Genomic DNA, 17,140 nt, shown 5'->3' on the forward strand with positions numbered 1-17,140 from the left:
TGCAAAATTCACAATTTTATTCCCGAAAGCAATTGGGATCAAATTAAGAATTTAATAACAGCTTCTTAAACAAACAACAGAAATTGGAATTTCCCGATGCTTCGGGATTGGAATTTTAAAAATTTATGGAATTAGACGAAAAAAAATATTTATACCTTTTATTCCTGCTCCCAATTGTGGTGTGTGTTTTCCTTTTTACAATGTATTGGAAAAGAAGAAAACAACGTGAATTTGGTGATATCGAAATGGTAAAAAGACTGAGCCCTGAAAAATCAGTTTTTAAACCTGTTTTAAAAATAGTTGTACTATTATTAGCTCTTGCATGCCTGATTATAGGATTAGTAAATCCGAAGATTGGAACCAAAATGGAAACCGTAAAACGTGAAGGAATTGATATTGTCTTTGCTGTCGATGTTTCTAAAAGTATGCTTGCCGAAGATGTTGCACCCAGCCGTTTAGATAAAAGTAAACAATTGGTTTCGCAGATTATAAATCAATTAGGAAGTGACAGAATCGGAATTGTAGCGTATGCCGGAAGTGCATTTCCTGTTTTACCTGTTACTTCAGATTACAGCGTTGCCAAAATGTTCCTGCAAAGTATGACGCCGGATATGGTTTCATCGCAAGGAACATCACTTGACGAAGCTATTCTATTATCGGCTAAAATTTTTGGTGAAAAAAGCAAAACCAGTAAGCTTCTTATTTTAATTTCTGATGGAGAAGATCATTCTGAAGGTGCCGCCGCAGCTGCAGAAGAGGCCAACAAATTAGGAATGAGAATTATTACCGTTGGTGTTGGAACTGAAAAAGGAGGAACAATTCCGTTAAAAGAAAACGGCGTATTAAAATCTTACCAAAAAGATCAGGACGGCCAGACTGTAATTACCAAACTTAATCAGGAAAGTTTAAAAGCCATTGCAAAAGCTACCAAAGGCGGCGGATATGTATACGGAGGAAGCACGAAAGAGGTTTTAGAATACATTAAAAATGCGCTAAATAACATTCAGAAAACAGAATTTGAATCTACGCAGATGGCCGATTTTCAATCGCAGTTTCAATGGTTTATTGGCTTTGCTTTCTTATTATTGTTTTTGGATATTTTCCTTTTAGAAAGAAAAACAAACTGGATTAAAGAGTTGAATTTATTTAACGAAAAGAAATAATTGTTCGAACCGGATTCTGAACAAACAAACAAAAAACATAGAATGAAAAATTTACTTCTTTATATCTTACTAACGTGCTCTCTGGCAGTTTCTGCTCAAGAGAAAGACAAGACACTGCCTGGTGCCAATGAAGAATATAAGCAGAATAAATTTGTTGATGCTGAGGCTGGTTATAGAATTTCTGAATCAAAATTTCCGAAACGCGCAACAGCTCCATATAATTTAGGAAATACAATTTATAAACAAAATCAGGCTTCTGAAGCTAAATATGCTTACGCGAAAGCCATAAAAAACGCAACTACCAGACCAGAGAAACATAAAGCATATCATAATCTTGGAAATGTCTTTATGAAAGAGAAAGATTATACACAGGCAGTTGAAGCGTACAAACAAGCTTTGCGTAACGATCCGACAGACGATGAAACGCGTTATAATTTTGCTTATGCGAAACAAAAACTAAAAGAAAACCCTCCTAAAAACGACAAGAATAAAGACAAAGACAAGAAAGACAAGGATAAGGATAAAGATAAAAAGAAAGACGATCAGAAAAAGGACGGAAAAGACGATAAGAAAAAAGACGATAAAGGCGACAAAGACAAGGATAAAAAAGACGGCAAAGATGATCCTAAAAAAGATGACAAGTCAGACAACAAAGGAGAACCTAAACCAACGCCGGGCGGTATCTCAAAAGATCGAGTTCAGAATTTACTAGATGCAGTAAATAATGAAGAAAAGAAAGTTCAGGAAAAAATAAACGCTCAAAAAGTAAAAGGAAATCCTAAAAAACCAGAAAAAGACTGGTAGGATTTTTGGTTAATCGTTTAACTGTTCATTTGTTTAATCGATCAAATCCTAAAGATTAAACAGTAAACAAATAAGCATTAAACAATATAAATACGATTAAACAGTTAAACAAAACTGACAAACAATTAATGAAAAGATATTTAATTCTATTACTAATAAGTTTTCAAGGACTTATGGCTCAGGTTCAATTTGAAGCCAAAGTAACCAAAAACACGCTTGGACTTAACGAAAGACTTCGTATTGACTTTATCATGAATGTTGATGGAGATAACTTTGACCAGCCTGCTTTTGAGGGATTCAGAATTACGGCAGGTCCGAGCCAGCAAGTAAGCCAGTCATGGGTAAACGGCAGAAGCTCTTTTCAAAAAGCATATTCTTATATTTTACAGCCGCTGCAAAAAGGTACTCTTACTATAAAACCGGCTTCTATAGAATATAATGGACAGGTTTATAAAACAGCTCCAATAAAAATCACGGTTACAAATGCAGTGGCTCAGGAAAGAGATCCAAATGACAGACCTCAGGGATCAAGCAATGAACTGCTCAATCTTGTTGCAGAGATTTCAAAAACAAATCCGTATCTGAATGAACCTATAACAGTTGTATATAAATTGTATTTTAATAATATAGGAGTTACCGGTTTTAAAGAACTGGCAAAACCAAAATACAACGATTTTTGGAATCAGAATATTGATATTAAACAATTGTCTGTGCAGGAAGGAACATTTCAGGGACAGAGATGTTATTATGTAGTATTAAAAAAGACTATTTTATATCCTCAAAAATCAGGAAAATTAACGATAGAACCGCTTTCGCTGGACATCGGTGTTCAATTGCCTACAAATCGACGAGATATGTTCGGCCAGATGATTATTACCGATGATAATAAAGTTGTTTCTGCCGGCGCCAAGGTTATTAATGTAAGACCGCTTCCTGAAACCAATAAACCGGAAGGCTTTACTGGCGCTGTGGGTAAATTTAATTTTACAGTAACCCCAACCAAAACTACGTTGAAAAATGGAGAAGGTCTGGATTTAATTGTAAGTGCAACCGGAACCGGAAATATGAAATTATTCACGCTTCCAAAACCAGTTGTGCCAAATGCATTAGAAATGTATGATCCTGTTCATGACGAGAACATCACAACGTCATTGTCTGGAATGTCTGGGAAAATTACCGACAAATACACCATTGTACCACAATACAAAGGAAAGTATGCTATTAAGCCAATGCAGTTTTCTTATTTTGATTTAAGTTCGGGTTCTTACAGAACGATAACTACAAAAGAGATTATGATTGATGTTCTGGATGGTCCAATGCAGGCTGAAGCAGCTGCGACTGCAAATGCCTCTAAAAATGTGACTCCAAAAACAGAACAATTCAAGTATATAAAGCTTAAAACAACTTTGACAGCTATTGACAAAAATGATTTCTATGGCTCTAATTTGTATTATATGTTGTTTTTTGCACCATTTATCATCCTGCCGATTATTGTTTTGGCTAAGAAGAGAAAAGAAGCCATTGACGGCGATGTTACAGGCAATAGAATTAGAATGAACAACAAATTGGCTAAGAAATATTTATCTGAAGCTAAGAAACACTTAAACAATAAAGAGGCATTTTATATTGCATTAGAAAAAGCAATGCATAATTTCTTAAAAGCAAAACTGCATATCGAAACCTCAGAAATGAGTAAAGATAATATTCGCGAACTGCTGTTGTCCAGAAATGCAAATCCTGAATCTGTTCAGAATTTTATAAGCCTGACAGAAAATTGTGAATTTGCGCGTTATGCTCCGGCTTCCAGCGCTTCTATACAACAGGATTATGAGAAAGCTGTTTTAATTATTTCTGAGTTAGAAAAACAGATTGTTTAATTATTTTTAACCGCAGTTCACAAAGAATGGTTTCTGTTATTTTGCGTCATTAAGATCGCAGAGTTTAAAACGTTATTATAGATCCAAAATGAAAAATATAGTATATCTCTTTTTATTAATCTCACAGGTTTTCTTCGCTCAAAGCAGCTTTGAAAAGGGAAATTCTCTTTATAAAGACAGTAAATTTGATGAAGCTGCTCAGGTTTATGAAGGCATCATTAAAGAAAACAAAGAACAATCTGCAGAACTTTATTTTAACTTGGCAAACAGTTATTATAAACTCAATAAAACTGCTCTTTCTATTTACAATTATGAAAAAGCTTTGGTATTAAAACCAAATGATCCTGCGACTTTAAACAATTTAAAATTTGCTAAAAAACTAACAATCGACGAAATCAAAGAAGTTCCAAAAGTAGGTTTCGAAAAGTTGATTCAGAATTTTACAGGCATTTTTGACTATAATACTTGGGCTAAAATTTCGGTGGGAATTGCATTTTTGTTTCTGCTGAGTTTTATTGGTTATTATTTTTCTACACTTACGCTTTCAAAAAGAATCTATTTTATCGGAATGTTTATTTTTCTTCTGGCACTGGTTTTAAGTGTTTCGGCCGGAATGACAGAAAAAAATCATTTTGATAATGACCGCCCTGCAATTGTTTTTTCAGAATTTAGTGAAGTTCGGAGCGAACCTCAAAAAGGAAGCGCGGGAATTATTTTACTTCATGAAGGTGCAAAAGTGTATGTTATGGAAACAGTAGGAACCTGGAAAAAAATTGAATTGACAGATGGAACTGAAGGCTGGATTGAAGCGTCGACTATTAAAGAAGTGAAACAGTAATTTTAATTTCTTTCAAAATAAAAAAATCCCAAATTCTAATCAGGAAAGATTGAATTTGGGATTTTTTATTTCTCTGTAGGAGTCCTAATTTACAGCTTCTATAAGACGGATAAATTCTGCTCTATACCCTTCATCGTCATTTGCGAGTCCAGATTTTGCTAATTTTTTTATGTCACTGCTTGATGTATTAGAAATATATTTTGATTCTTTCAGTTTTAATCCGAACCAGGCAACAGCACTCGTAAATTTAAAATCAGAAGATGTTTTGTCTAAGTCGGTTTTCTTATCCTGAATCGTATTTACCATTTCGATACTTTTTTCGCCGTCTGGATTTTTGTATCTAAATTTTATGGTTGCCAATTCATTACTATAATTAGATTCGTCTTTTTTTACTTTAGTATATTTTAAATCAGAAGGAACATAATCGCTCTCAACTCCTGTGGGAATAACTTCATACAAAGCCGTTACAGTATGACCGCTTCCTAATTCTCCCGCATCAACCGCGTCATTTTTAAAATCTTCTGCTTTTAATTTTCGGTTTTCATATCCAATTAATCGATACGCCTGAACATGTTTTGGATTAAATTCTATTTGTATTTTAACATCTTTTGCAATCGCAAACATTGACCCTTTAAATTCTTTTCCTAAAAAACGATTTGCTTCCTGAATATTATCGATATAAGAATAGTTTCCATTTCCTTTATCAGCCAAAACTTCCATTTTGCTGTCTTTATAATTTCCCATTCCAAAACCTAAAACAGTCAAAAACACGCCAGACTTTCTTTTTTCTTCAATTAGTTTTTCCATATCCTTATCAGAAGAAGCGCCTACATTAAAATCTCCATCTGTAGCGATCACAACACGGTTATTTCCTTGTTTTATAAAATTTTGCTGTGCGAGTTTATACGCCAGTTCAATACCTTCTCCGCCTGCAGTACTTCCTTCTGCATGAAGATCGCTAAAAGCCTCCATAATTTTGTCTTTACGGTCACCAGACGTCGGCTCTAGTACAACTCCTGCAGAACCAGCATAAACAACTATCGAAACCTTGTCTACTGGACGAAGTTCTTTTACCAAAATATTCATAGATTCTTTTAATAAAGGCAGTTTGTTTGCTGCATCCATAGAACCCGAAACATCGATTAAAAAAACCAAATTTGATGGCGGCAGATTGGTCATTGGAATATTTTTGCCCTTTAAACCAATTTTTAGTAATCGGCTGTTTTTGTTCCAAGGGCAGTCACTGTATTCTGTATTTATAGAAAAAGGATGAGCTCCGTCTGGCTGTGGATAATTGTATTTAAAAAAATTCATCATCTCTTCAATACGAACAGCATCTTTAGGAACCTTTTCTCCTCCATTAATAAAACGTCTGATATTGGTATATGAAGCATTATCTACATCAATAGAAAAAGTAGAAAGCGGTTCTTTTTTTGGAGATTCAAAAGGATTTTCTTCCACTTCAGCATAACTTTCTGTATTAGGATCTTCACTTTGATAATACTCGTCTTTCTGGTCCGGATTTGCAGGAGCATTCATTTGTACTGTTTCAATAGCAGTGTCATAAGATACAGCTTCATCCTGTTTTTTGCAGCTGTAAAAAGCAACAAACAGGAATGCCATCAAAAAATAATTTTTGTTCTTCATAGGTCAAATTTTAAATTGGTGATTATATTTTTTCTACCAAATAATGTCTAGCATTCCGGATGTACTAGTTAAAATTATTTGCAGATTCGCTCCATCCAAATTTAATGCCAGCATTCTTGTTAAATATTTTATTCTAAAAAAATACTGCATTACAAAATCAAGTGATATAAGTAAATTTTTTCTTAATTTAAAAATGACTCTTGATTACCTTATATCATTAAAGAATTAAAATGATGCCTTGTAAGTTGAAAAGCCTTATTTATAAGTTGTTTTCAACTTTTCTAATAAAAAATCGCAGCTAGATTTTAATTCAATTAGATTTTGATCCTCAGGCTCACCGTTGATATCAATAAATTTAAAAATTGATCCGTTTTTATTCATAAAATAAATTTTCCAAACAGAATTTTCACCGATCGTATCTCCATAAACATCTTTTAATAAATTATTTTTATGTTTAAAGAAATTGTCAATTTTATCCTTTTCATTTTTAGTTACTAAAATGCTGTCCTTCATTTCTTTTAGAAGGCTTTCTTCAGAAAAATTATTATATTTAAAATAGTAACTGTCTTTTTTAAAACGAAACATGAAATTATCTTTTGGCTGGAACGCTGCTCCTTTTTTACCCTCATTAAAAACAATAAATACCTCCTAAATAGTATCATCGTATGTTTTTAAAGCAGATTTCAGTAAATTATTTTCCAGGTTTTCAGGTTGATTTATCGATTCTTCTTTTTTGTTCGGTTTACAACTTATCAATAACAAAAGAAGTAATACTAACTTAAAAGGGAACTTGTTTGCCATAAATTTAAATTATGAATTAAGTTTTCTAAAACCTGTATATTTTCTCTGGCATTACGCAATAATCCAATTTTATGTCTAATTCAGAAACATCTTCAATTTTGCTTTCTGCTTCAAAAAAAGAAAGTCCAATCTTAATCGTTTCAGGTTTGCAGCCAGATAAAAACTTATCATAAAAACCTTTTCCATATCCCACACGATTTCCTAAAACATCAAAAGCCAAAAGCGGCACAAAAACGACTTCTATAGTTTCTGGCGGCACTGACAATCCGTTTACAGGTTCGGGAATATTGTATTCGTTTTTTTTGATTTTTGTATTATCTGTCAGTAAAAAATGAGACATATTTCTCGTCTCAAAATCGCTTCTAGAAATAACAATTTCTTTGTCTTTTCCAGAAAGCAGGTGCAGAATATATTCGGTATTGATTTCTTTTTGTTCTTCAATCGGAAGAAAAACATGAAAATAAGTTTTATTCCAAATCGGAAGTTCAATCAGATGATTGGTTATGTTCAGACTTTTTTCTTCAATTTCGTCAAGCGAAAGTGCCGCTCGTAAATTTTTATATACCGCTCTTAGTTCTTTTTTATTAGTAGACATCTTCTATTTCGGTACTAGTTTTAGACATATGATAAATGGCATCACCTTCGTAAACAATTGGAGAATGATTGGCGTTGATGATAAATCCGTCGTGAGGCGCCTTTACTTTCTGCTCAAATTTACCAAACGGATCTGTAATGATAGCCAGAATAGTTCCTTTGGTCACAAATTTTCCAATCAAATTAAAATCATGAAGCAATCCCGAACATTTTGCCCTAAGCCAGACTGAATTTTTAATATATATCGATGGATTATCATCTAGTTCTACGATTTGTTTTGGATCCAGCATATTGAGATAATGAAGCAGACGTTTTACGCCTTTGACACCAATATTGGCAATCTCATTGTTTATGTCTAATGATTTTCCGCCTTCAAAAAGGAGCATTTTTACATTGGCTTTTTCAGATATGTTTCTAAAAGAACCCGTAATATTTTTAGAATACAAAGTAAATGGCGCATTAAAAACATCTGCCAAAACTTTTAACTCCGGATTGTTTTCTGTAATTCTAATTTGAGGTGCATTAAATCTGCTGGCGCCTCCGGCATGAAAATCTACTGCGTAATCTATAATTGGTAAAATATATTCTACAATATTATAAGCAAAACGACTGGCCAGCGAACCTTTTCTACTTCCCGGAAAAACTCTGTTAAGATCACGTCCGTCGGGAAATTCGCGCGATTTATTTACAAATCCGTACATATTAATAATCGGAATGCAAATAATAGTTCCTGTTAGAGGGCGATTAATCTTTTTGCTGATAATCTGACGAACAATTTCTACTCCGTTAATTTCATCTCCGTGAATTCCGGCAGAAAATAAAACTACTGGTCCCTCAATCTTTGACCGGCGTACAATTACCGGAATATTAAGTTTTGTTGTAGTGTGTAATCTTGCGATTTCGACATTTATTGTTTTGTGTTCTCCCGGCAAAATCGATTCGCCAAAAATAACCAGGGGCTTGCTGTTTTTCATCTAGAATAAAAAGCTAAATATAGAAATTATATTTTAAATGTATATCTTTGAATTTAATACACAATTTCCTAAATAAGACTTATAATAACCAATTTTGAAAGGATGAAAAAAACTTTAATTCTGCTTAGTGCATTGACTCTTATGGTTTCGTGCATGAGTAAAGAAGAAAAAATGAAAGAAGCGGAAGCAGACGGAAACGAAGCTATCGCAGTAAAATCTAAACTTATAGAAGGAGCCGGAAAAGCACTTCAGGAACAGGGAAAAGCAGCCGCAAAAAGTGCTTCTAAAGGAGTTGGAGATGTTATAAAAGGAATAAATTCCGGAATGAGCGAAAGCATAAGCCAATCTGATGTAATCCCGGAAGCTTCTTTTAAAGCAAATTTTGAGGAATGTAAAGCCGAAAAAATTTATGCGTCTAACGATGATAAAGTAAAAAAAGTGACCATTTATTTAATCGCCAAAAATGATTTTAAAGGTGATTTGATCTTAAAAGCTTTTAATGCTGATAAAAAAGAAATTGGAAGAAGCCGTCTAAAAGCCGACATCAAAAAAGACGATGCTCAATATGTAGATTTTACTTTTGACGAAAGAACTCATTTACTGCAGACAGAATATTTTACGATCAAATAAAAAACACATTTTCATAAAGAGTCCTTCATAATCTGAAGGACTCTTTTTTTTGGAAGAAAGTCAAAAGAATTTTAAAATTTAAGCTCAATAGCTTAAATTTGTACTATGCAGACTCCACTTGAACTTCAAATTCTAACCTTACCAGATAATCCAGGCGTTTATCAATATTACGATAAAGACGGAAAGATATTATATGTAGGAAAAGCTAAAAACTTAAAGAAAAGAGTTTCTTCTTATTTTAACAAAATTCACGATACCAGAAAAACAAATGTACTGGTCAAAAAGATCGTAACCATAAAACATATCGTCGTTCCTACCGAAACCGACGCGCTTTTATTAGAAAATAATTTAATCAAAACTTTACAGCCGCGCTACAATGTATTGCTGCGTGATGACAAAAGTTACCCTTGGATCTGCATTAAAAAAGAGCCTTTTTCTAAAATATTTTTGACGAGAAGAATGGTGAAGGACGGTTCTGAATATTTTGGTCCTTATACTAATTTCAAAACTGTTTATACTATTTTAGATTTAATCAAAGAGTTATATCCGCTGCGTACCTGCAGTTACGATTTGAGTCAGGCTAATATCAATGCAGGAAAATTTAAAGTTTGTTTAGAATATCATATCGGAAACTGCAAAGGACCGTGTGAAGGCTTGGAATCTCTGGAAGATTACCAAAGACAAGTTGATGCAATCCGCGAAATTCTTAAAGGAAATTTTAAAGAAAGCATGAAAGACTTTAAACGTTTGATGTCACAATATGCACAGGATTTACGTTTTGAAGAAGCACAAAAAATCAAAGAAAAAATAGAGATTCTTGAAAACTATCAATCAAGATCAACTATCGTCAATCCGAAAATTACGAACATAGACGTATTTTCGATTGTATCTGATGAAAGTGCTGCCTATATCAACTTTTTGCAAATTTCTCACGGATCAATTATTCGTTCTCACACTTTAGAAATAAAGAAAAAACTGGACGAAAGCGACGAAGAATTATTAGAACTTGCGATAATCGAACTTCGTGAACGTTTTCAGTTACTTTCAAGAGAAATCATAGTTCCTTTTGAAATGGATTTGGGCGAAAACATAAAAACAACTGTTCCGCAATTGGGCGACAAAAAACAGATTTTAGATTTATCGATTAGAAATGCTAAATTCTACCGAATCGAACAGCTCAAACAATTACAAATTGTTGATCCTGATCGTCATACCAATAGAATCATGGCGCAGATGCAGAAAGATTTACGTCTGCCGGTTGAACCGCGCCACATAGAATGTTTTGATAACTCGAATATTCAGGGTACAAATCCTGTTGCGGCTTGTGTCGTTTTTAAAGACGGAAAAGCAAGTAAAAAAGATTACCGCCATTTTAATGTAAAAACCGTTGAAGGTCCAGACGATTTTGCTTCGATGACCGAAATTGTATACCGCCGTTACAAAAGATTATTAGACGAAAATGAGCCTTTGCCGCAATTAATTATTATTGATGGTGGAAAGGGACAATTGTCTGCAGCTTTAAAAAGTATAGACGAATTAGGATTGCGAGGTAAAATCACCATTATCGGAATTGCAAAAAGACTTGAAGAGCTTTTTTATCCTGGAGATTCGATTCCGTTATATTTGGATAAAAGATCAGAAACCTTAAAAATAATTCAGCAGTTACGAAATGAGGCGCATCGATTTGGGATCACTTTTCATCGCGATAAAAGAAGCAAAGCCGCACTTAACTCTTCTGTAGAAAGCATTCCCGGAATTGGAGAAAAAACAATGCTCTCGCTGATACAGCATTTTAAAAGTGTCAAAAGATTAAAATTAGCTACAGAACAAGAAATTATTGCCGTTGTTGGAGTATCGAGAGCAAAAAAAATCGTGAACTTTTATCATAACAAGGAATCATAAAACTATGAAAATATTGTTTTCAATCTTCACGATATTACTTTGCTCCTATTCATACAGCCAAGAGAACGTTGAATTTTTTCAAAAAAATAAAGAAAAAATAGAAATAAAGGCCGTTAATAATTTCGAAAAATTAGAAATAACCTTTTCTAAGAATAAGAAAAAACAGCTGATCGATAGTATTGAAACCTCACTTACAGACAAAAAAACATATTTTTCTATAGAAGATTATAACTTTGACGGTTACAAAGATTTTGCTGTCTATCGTACAGACGACGGAATGGGCGTTTATACAATTTATCAGGTATTTATTTATAATCCTGATAAAATCCTTTTCACAAAATTAAAAATGCCTTTGAGTTCTGGCGCAGCATGCGATGAGTTTTGCGATATAAAAGTGGATAAAAAGAGTAAGACATTTCAATCCAGCTGTCGAGGCGGTGCAAAATGGCATACTGACACTTGGAAATTTGACAAAAATAAAAAACTAGTCTTCTTGAAAAAGTAATGTTATTTAATATAAAATTGACACATAAAGTTCAATAATATTTACGACTTTTACAAAACCAATAAGTTTTTTATGCGCCTCCACCAGCAGTCCATTTTATATACTCGGTTAAAAGGATTTTTTCTCTCGAAGTTTTCCATTTCCATCTGGAGCGTAAATACATACGTTTTACTATTGCTTATCTTATTTTCGCAAAATTCCTTTTCGCAGGAAAAAAAGCAAGACAGCGCCAAAAGACCAAAAATTGGTTTGGTTTTGAGTGGCGGCGGGGCAAAAGGATTTGCGCATATTGGAGTATTAAAAGTTTTGGAAGAAGCGGGAATTAAAATCGATTATATTGGCGGCACCAGTATGGGATCTGTTATTGGAGGTCTTTATGCTTCTGGTTATAATGCTTCTCAAATTGATTCCATATTTAAAAAAACAAATTTCGACGATTTAATAAACGATTATATTCCGAGATCATCTAAAAATTTTTACGGTAAAAAAAATGACGAATTATACGCCATAGCACTGCCTTTCAGTAATTTTAGAATTGGAATTCCAGAAGCTCTTTCTAAAGGAATGTACAATTATAATTTGTTAAGCAGTCTGACCAGAAATGTTCGTCATATTCGCGATTTCAACAAACTGCCAACACCTTTTTTATGTATTGGAACCAATATAGAAACTGGCGAGGAAGTTTTACTAAACAAAGGAAATTTAGTTCAGGCAATGATGGCCAGCGCGGCATTTCCTTCCTTATTTACTCCCGTTGAAATTGATGGAAATTTATTAGTAGACGGAGGCGTTGTAAATAATTATCCTATAAAAGAAGTTCGAAATCTTGGCGCTGATATCATTATTGGCGTGGATGTTCAGGATGATTTGATGAAACGAAAGAATCTAAAAAACGCAACTCGTATTTTGGTACAAATCACCAATTTACAGTCTATTGATAAAATGAAAAACAAAATCAAAGACACCGATGTTTATATAAAACCAGACATTCGTGACTATGGAGTAATTTCATTTGATAAAGGGGAAGAAATTATCAGAAAAGGGGAAGAAGCAGCATTTGCGGTTTACGAAAAAATTAAAACACTTGTCAATGAAGACAATTATTATAAAAAGCCGAAATTAAAAATCAGCTCTGATACAATAGAAATTAAAAGAATAAACAGCGAAAGATTAGACAATTATACCAAAGAATACATTCGCGGTAAGCTGCGTTTTAAACCTGGAAGCACTATAACATATGATGATTTAAAGACCGGAATTAATAATTTAAATGCCACTCAGAACTTTAGTGCGATTTCGTATTGTTTACAACCAAATGGAGACAAGGATGATCTTGATTTAGTTTTAAAAGAAAATCCAACTCAGACTTATCTTAAACTTGGATTACATTATGACGGACTTTACAAAAGCGCCATTTTATTAAATCTGACTCATAAAAAAACATTTTTAAAAAATGATGTCACTTCGCTTGATGTCATTTTGGGAGATAATTTTAGATACGATCTTAACTATTATGTCGAAAACGGGTTTAATATCAGTTTTGGTTTCCGTTCCCGATTAAATCAGTTTAACAGAAATGTAAGTAACAGTATTAGTAATATTTCTACAGATAATACTAATATAAAACTGCTAAATGTAGACTTTTTAGATGTTAACAATCAGGCTTATTTCCAGACTATTTTTGTACAAAAGTTTTTAATGGGCGGTGGTGTAGAATACAAATACTTAAAAATAAATTCGCCAACAGTGGCCAATATAAACCCTGTAATTGAAGACAGTGATTATCTGAGTCTTTTTGGCTATTTAAAATATGATTCGTTTGACAACAAAAGTTTTCCTCGCTCGGGTGTGTTTTTTTCAGCCGAAGCACAGTCATATCTTGCATCTTCTAATTATACGAAACAATTTAAACCTTTTTCGACCTTAAAAGCAGAAGTAGGTTTTGCCGAAACACTCTTTAGAAAAGCAACAATTAAAGTCGGAGCAGATGCAGGTTTTAATATTGGAAGTGACAGTGTACCATTTTTTGATTATATATTAGGAGGTTACGGTTACAGCAAAATCAACAACTTTAATTATTTTTACGGATACGATTTTTTAAGTATCTCCGGAAATAGTTATATAAAGGCTGCGATTACGGCAGATTATGAGATTATCAAAAAAAATCACATTAATCTTTCTGCTAATTTTGCCAATCTTGGAAATGACATTTTCAGCACCGTAGATTGGATCTCAATGCCTAAACATACAGGATATGCTGTGGGTTACGGACTAGAAACTATAATTGGTCCTATCGAAATTAAACATTCGTGGTCGCCGGAAATGCAAAAAAGCTTTACTTGGTTTAGCATCGGATTTTTATTTTAATTTGTAATTTAAATCAATAAAAATTACGACATTTGTTATAATGAAAACAAAATGGACAGGTTTATTGGAGTATCTTCAATTTCTTATTAAGAGAAATCCGGAGTAATGCTATCGAATTGAATAATTAGCCAACTTAGAAAATGAGCTAATTATCTGTTCACAATTCACATTTTCTAATTATCTAATTTATAAATTATCTAATTGAAAAGCCATGCCATTATATCATAAACTTGGAGATTTTCCTCAAAAAAGACACACTCAGTTCGAAAAACCAAACGGAGGTTTTTACTATGAACAATTGTTTGGAACCGAAGGTTTTCACGGACATTCGTCTTTGTCTTACCATGTTCACAGACCAACGCAAGTCAAAGAAATTTTAAACTCTTATTCGGTTGAACCAAAAATTGCAATCGGAAAAAATATAAAATCATTACTTTTTAAAGGTTTTGAATTAAAACCAGAAAATGATTTTCTTGACAGCCGAAAAGCAATGTTAGTCAACAAAGACTGCATTATAGGTTTAGCTGCGCCAAAAGAATCGCTTCGAAAATATTTCTACAAAAATGCCGATGCCGATGAAATGCTTTTCATCCATAAAGGAAAAGGAAAATTAAGAACCATGTTAGGAAATATTCCTTTTGAATATGGCGATTATTTAATTATTCCAAGAGGAATCATTTATCAGATAGAATTTGAAACAGAAGAAAACCGACTTTTTTACGTCGAATCTTATTCTCCTTTCTATACACCAAAACGTTATAAAAACCAATCTGGACAGCATTTAGAACATTCTCCGTTTTGTGAGCGTGATTTTATTTTGCCAAACGAATTGGAAACACATGACGAAAAAGGCGATTTTTTAATTAAAATCAAAAAGGAAGGAATGATTCACGAAATGGTTTATGCTACACATCCTTTTGATGTTGTGGGCTGGGATGGATATAATTTCCCTTACGGATTTTCGATCCATAATTTCGAACCTATAACGGGGCGTGTTCACCAACCGCCGCCGGTACATCAAACTTTTGAAACGGCTACTTTTGTCGTTTGTTCTTTCTGCCCAAGACTTTACGATTATCACCCGAAAGCAATTCCGGCGCCATACAATCACAGCAATATAGATTCTGACGAAGTACTATATTATGTAGATGGCGATTTTATGAGCCGTAATAATATTGAGCAGGGACATATCACTTTGCACCCAAAAGGAATTCCGCACGGTCCCGCGCCAGGCGCTATGGAACGTAGTATTGGTCATAAAGAAACCCACGAATTGGCCGTTATGGTTGATACTTTCAGACCACTTATGGTTACGGAAGAAGCGATGGGATTGGATGATGGACAGTATTACAAATCTTGGACGGAGTAGCTAATCGAATTTAACCGCAAAGTCCGCAAAGATTTTACGTAAAGTTCACGAAGGTTTTTCCATTAAAGTTTTATCAAACTAAGTTCGCAAAGCTTTGCGTTCTTCGCGATTTATAAAATCTAACTAATAAAAAATCTTTACTCACTTTGCGGTTAAAAAAAATCTAAACACAACATTCGGAAAAATCAATTAAACGATTAACCGATTAAACAAATAAACATCATGAGCAAAGAAGTAAAATCAGTAGAATACGGATTAGAAAAAATATTCGAAGGAGCGCAGGATTTCCTTCCTTTATTAGGAACAGATTATGTAGAATTTTATGTAGGTAATGCAAAACAATCTGCACATTATTACAAAACGGCTTTCGGATATCAATCTTTGGCTTACGCCGGATTAGAAACTGGAGTAAAAGACAAAGCATCTTATGTTTTGAAACAAGATAAAATCAGAATTGTTTTGACGACGCCTTTAACTCAGGATTCTCCAATTCATGCGCATCTTCAAAAACATGGCGACGGCGTAAAAGTGGCCGCTCTTTGGGTGGAAGATGCCAGAAGTGCTTACGAAGAAACTATAAAACGCGGTGCTCGCTCGTTTATGGAACCAACTGTCGAATCTGATGAATTTGGAGAAGTAGTTCGTTCCGGAATTTATACTTACGGAGAGACGGTTCATATTTTCGTAGAAAGAAAAAACTACAACGGCGTTTTCCTGCCAGGTTACAAAGAATGGAAATCTGACTATAATCCAGAACCAACCGGATTAAAATACATTGACCATATGGTTGGAAATGTGGGCTGGAACGAAATGAATACCTGGGTAAAATTTTACGAAGATGTAATGGGATTTGTGAATTTCTTGTCTTTTGATGATAAACAAATTACCACAGAATATTCGGCGTTGATGAGTAAAGTAATGTCTAACGGAAACGGGAGAATTAAATTTCCGATCAATGAACCGGCAGAAGGAAAGAAAAAATCTCAAATTGAAGAATATTTAGATTTCTACGGCGGACCAGGAATTCAGCATATTGCTATTGCTACAGACGACATTATCAAAACAGTATCACAATTAAGAGCACGCGGTGTTGAATTTTTATCTGCTCCGCCTCATACTTATTATCAGGCAATTCCAGAAAGATTAGGTGTTCATATGGATATGATGAAAGAAGACATTAACGAAATCGAAAAGTTAGCTATTATGGTCGATGCCGACGAAGATGGTTATCTTTTACAAATATTTACAAAGCCAGTTCAGGACAGACCAACACTTTTCTTCGAAATTATTCAAAGAATGGGTGCAAAAGGATTTGGTGCAGGTAACTTTAAAGCACTTTTTGAGTCAATTGAGAGAGAGCAAGAATTAAGAGGAACTTTGTAAAATCGCAATATTTTTACATTAAATAGAAAAATTCGCTATAAAACGATGCTTTTTATGCAAATGTTATGTTAAACTCACTTTTTGCTATTTATTTTTTGAACTTTGTATCTATCTTTGCACTCGCAAATCAAGAAGGGGTGGTTTCCTTCTGAATTGATATAAATTTCATAATTTATAGTTTTTTGGTTAGTTAATAGCATAAAAACTCAGTCATCTTTTGACTGAGTTTTTTTGTTTTGGTACATTTGGAATAGAATTTGCATTTAATTATCTTTATATTGAAATG

14 protein-coding genes are annotated in these 17,140 nt (G+C 33.6%); 10 read left to right on the top strand and 4 right to left on the bottom strand.

The genetic code is table 11. The features are described 5' to 3' along the window. The first annotated feature begins 125 nt into the window (after positions 1-125). The 4 genes from B0A68_RS22195 (at position 126) to B0A68_RS22210 (ending at position 4,682) form a co-directional block, all read left to right on the top strand. Positions 126-1,163 carry a VWA domain-containing protein gene (locus B0A68_RS22195; protein ID WP_035681542.1) on the top strand — a complete coding sequence of 346 codons (1,038 nt, stop codon included), beginning with the start codon at positions 126-128 and terminating at the stop codon, positions 1,161-1,163. A 42-nt stretch (positions 1,164-1,205) separates the two neighbouring features. Then, entirely contained in the window at positions 1,206-1,967 is a 762-nt protein-coding gene (locus tag B0A68_RS22200; RefSeq protein WP_035687766.1) for a tetratricopeptide repeat protein, read from the top strand. A 128-nt stretch (positions 1,968-2,095) separates the two neighbouring features. Next, complete coding sequence (locus B0A68_RS22205; RefSeq protein WP_035681539.1) at positions 2,096-3,844, top strand: BatD family protein; 1,749 nt, start codon at positions 2,096-2,098, stop codon at positions 3,842-3,844. Between the two features lie 88 nt (positions 3,845-3,932). Continuing rightward, the gene (locus B0A68_RS22210) at positions 3,933-4,682 is read left to right on the top strand and encodes a tetratricopeptide repeat protein (protein WP_035681535.1); all 750 of its coding nucleotides are present in this window, start codon (positions 3,933-3,935) and stop codon (positions 4,680-4,682) included. Between the two features lie 84 nt (positions 4,683-4,766). Here B0A68_RS22210 and B0A68_RS22215 read toward each other — a convergent pair whose 3' ends face one another. From B0A68_RS22215 to B0A68_RS22230, 4 genes are all read right to left on the bottom strand, one after another. Next, complete coding sequence (locus tag B0A68_RS22215; protein ID WP_035681532.1) at positions 4,767-6,329, bottom strand: vWA domain-containing protein; 1,563 nt, start codon at positions 6,327-6,329, stop codon at positions 4,767-4,769. Positions 6,330-6,584: 255 nt separating this feature from the next. Then, positions 6,585-6,914, bottom strand: coding sequence for a hypothetical protein (locus B0A68_RS22220; RefSeq protein ID WP_035681530.1), 330 nt, complete (start codon positions 6,912-6,914; stop codon positions 6,585-6,587). A gap of 241 nt (positions 6,915-7,155) precedes the next feature. Further along, positions 7,156-7,725 carry a 5-formyltetrahydrofolate cyclo-ligase gene (locus tag B0A68_RS22225; RefSeq protein WP_035681528.1) on the bottom strand — a complete coding sequence of 190 codons (570 nt, stop codon included), beginning with the start codon at positions 7,723-7,725 and terminating at the stop codon, positions 7,156-7,158. Beyond that, positions 7,715-8,698: a succinylglutamate desuccinylase/aspartoacylase family protein gene (locus B0A68_RS22230; RefSeq protein WP_035681527.1), complete on the bottom strand. Its 984-nt coding sequence runs from the start codon at positions 8,696-8,698 to the stop codon at positions 7,715-7,717. Before B0A68_RS22230 ends, B0A68_RS22225 begins: the two co-directional genes overlap by 11 nt. Before the next feature lie 102 nt (positions 8,699-8,800). On the opposite strand from B0A68_RS22230, the gene B0A68_RS22235 reads away from it, so the two are divergent. From B0A68_RS22235 to hppD, 6 genes are all read left to right on the top strand, one after another. Then, complete coding sequence (locus B0A68_RS22235; protein ID WP_051892447.1) at positions 8,801-9,328, top strand: hypothetical protein; 528 nt, start codon at positions 8,801-8,803, stop codon at positions 9,326-9,328. 105 nt (positions 9,329-9,433) lie between these two features. Next, complete coding sequence (uvrC, locus tag B0A68_RS22240; RefSeq protein ID WP_035681525.1) at positions 9,434-11,230, top strand: excinuclease ABC subunit UvrC; 1,797 nt, start codon at positions 9,434-9,436, stop codon at positions 11,228-11,230. A gap of 4 nt (positions 11,231-11,234) precedes the next feature. Further along, positions 11,235-11,735 carry an XAC2610-related protein gene (locus B0A68_RS22245; protein ID WP_051892446.1) on the top strand — a complete coding sequence of 167 codons (501 nt, stop codon included), beginning with the start codon at positions 11,235-11,237 and terminating at the stop codon, positions 11,733-11,735. Between the two features lie 72 nt (positions 11,736-11,807). Then, positions 11,808-14,102 carry a patatin-like phospholipase family protein gene (locus tag B0A68_RS22250; protein ID WP_035681522.1) on the top strand — a complete coding sequence of 765 codons (2,295 nt, stop codon included), beginning with the start codon at positions 11,808-11,810 and terminating at the stop codon, positions 14,100-14,102. 211 nt (positions 14,103-14,313) lie between these two features. Beyond that, positions 14,314-15,471, top strand: coding sequence for a homogentisate 1,2-dioxygenase (locus tag B0A68_RS22255; protein WP_035681521.1), 1,158 nt, complete (start codon positions 14,314-14,316; stop codon positions 15,469-15,471). Between the two features lie 222 nt (positions 15,472-15,693). Next, positions 15,694-16,854 carry a 4-hydroxyphenylpyruvate dioxygenase gene (gene hppD / locus B0A68_RS22260; protein WP_035681519.1) on the top strand — a complete coding sequence of 387 codons (1,161 nt, stop codon included), beginning with the start codon at positions 15,694-15,696 and terminating at the stop codon, positions 16,852-16,854. Positions 16,855-17,140: the final 286 nt, after the last annotated feature.

Origin of the sequence: Flavobacterium reichenbachii (genome assembly GCF_002217435.1) — a bacterium.
Classification (GTDB): domain Bacteria; phylum Bacteroidota; class Bacteroidia; order Flavobacteriales; family Flavobacteriaceae; genus Flavobacterium; species Flavobacterium reichenbachii.

Coding starts and splice junctions, on each gene's coding strand:
- B0A68_RS22195 (WP_035681542.1), top strand. CDS start 126: ATGGAATTAGACGAAAAAAAATATTTATACCTTTTATTCCTGCTCCCA.
- B0A68_RS22200 (WP_035687766.1), top strand. CDS start 1,206: ATGAAAAATTTACTTCTTTATATCTTACTAACGTGCTCTCTGGCAGTT.
- B0A68_RS22205 (WP_035681539.1), top strand. CDS start 2,096: ATGAAAAGATATTTAATTCTATTACTAATAAGTTTTCAAGGACTTATG.
- B0A68_RS22210 (WP_035681535.1), top strand. CDS start 3,933: ATGAAAAATATAGTATATCTCTTTTTATTAATCTCACAGGTTTTCTTC.
- B0A68_RS22215 (WP_035681532.1), bottom strand. CDS start 6,329: ATGAAGAACAAAAATTATTTTTTGATGGCATTCCTGTTTGTTGCTTTT.
- B0A68_RS22220 (WP_035681530.1), bottom strand. CDS start 6,914: ATGTTTCGTTTTAAAAAAGACAGTTACTATTTTAAATATAATAATTTT.
- B0A68_RS22225 (WP_035681528.1), bottom strand. CDS start 7,725: ATGTCTACTAATAAAAAAGAACTAAGAGCGGTATATAAAAATTTACGA.
- B0A68_RS22230 (WP_035681527.1), bottom strand. CDS start 8,698: ATGAAAAACAGCAAGCCCCTGGTTATTTTTGGCGAATCGATTTTGCCG.
- B0A68_RS22235 (WP_051892447.1), top strand. CDS start 8,801: ATGAAAAAAACTTTAATTCTGCTTAGTGCATTGACTCTTATGGTTTCG.
- uvrC (WP_035681525.1), top strand. CDS start 9,434: ATGCAGACTCCACTTGAACTTCAAATTCTAACCTTACCAGATAATCCA.
- B0A68_RS22245 (WP_051892446.1), top strand. CDS start 11,235: ATGAAAATATTGTTTTCAATCTTCACGATATTACTTTGCTCCTATTCA.
- B0A68_RS22250 (WP_035681522.1), top strand. CDS start 11,808: ATGCGCCTCCACCAGCAGTCCATTTTATATACTCGGTTAAAAGGATTT.
- B0A68_RS22255 (WP_035681521.1), top strand. CDS start 14,314: ATGCCATTATATCATAAACTTGGAGATTTTCCTCAAAAAAGACACACT.
- hppD (WP_035681519.1), top strand. CDS start 15,694: ATGAGCAAAGAAGTAAAATCAGTAGAATACGGATTAGAAAAAATATTC.